Below are 533 nucleotides of genomic sequence, written 5' to 3'. Positions count from 1 at the left end.
GACGTGCTAATTGATGACCAAATTTCAAAGCAGATGGTAGGGGACCAAGAAACCACACAAATTTATCTCAAACACCAAATGCATCGTGATTTGTACATAACCTTGAACGATGCTACATCTGGAAATGGGGGTAGTGAAAACAGTGCAACAATAACTGTGAGGGAGATTCCTGGTATTATCTTTGTATGGGCAGGTGCTTTCCTTACTATTTTAGGTATGATTCTTACAATGTTTACTGAATGGAAACCAGGTCAGAAATGGTTGAGAAATATCAGTAAAAAAGTGCCAGACCACTGATGTTGTCGTCCTGGAGGATTGTCAGACACCACATTCCTTCTCAACCCCGCGACCCACTCGAGCGTCGGAAGTCCACGGTGAGGCTGCTCCCTTCCGGGCCTGACCCGGTTTCCATGATGAAGATCCGAAATCCACCCTCCGGTAAATCTCTGCAATCACCTGCAACCCCGAGGGACAGGATATCTCAGTTGAAATGCGGATTAGACAGCCCACTGGGTGCGCCGCCACCAGTTGTC

Annotated in this window: 1 protein-coding gene and 1 other RNA gene; one reads left to right on the top strand and one right to left on the bottom strand. The window is 47.3% G+C overall.

Annotated elements, in window-relative coordinates:
* Positions 1-297: hypothetical protein (locus QGG57_07130; protein MDP7007925.1), on the top strand; the 297-nt coding region annotated here is incomplete at its 5' end.
* Here QGG57_07130 and ffs read toward each other — a convergent pair.
* An RNA gene (ffs, locus tag QGG57_07125) (signal recognition particle sRNA) lies at positions 284-533 on the bottom strand; the annotation flags it as partial. The two genes, QGG57_07130 and ffs, sit on opposite strands and share 14 nt — an antisense overlap.

The sequence above is a fragment of the Candidatus Poseidoniia archaeon genome (assembly GCA_030748895.1).
Classification (GTDB): domain Archaea; phylum Thermoplasmatota; class Poseidoniia; order MGIII; family CG-Epi1; genus UBA8886.
Note: the sequence above shows the minus strand (reverse complement) of the source record. Positions and strands in the feature narration are given on the sequence as shown.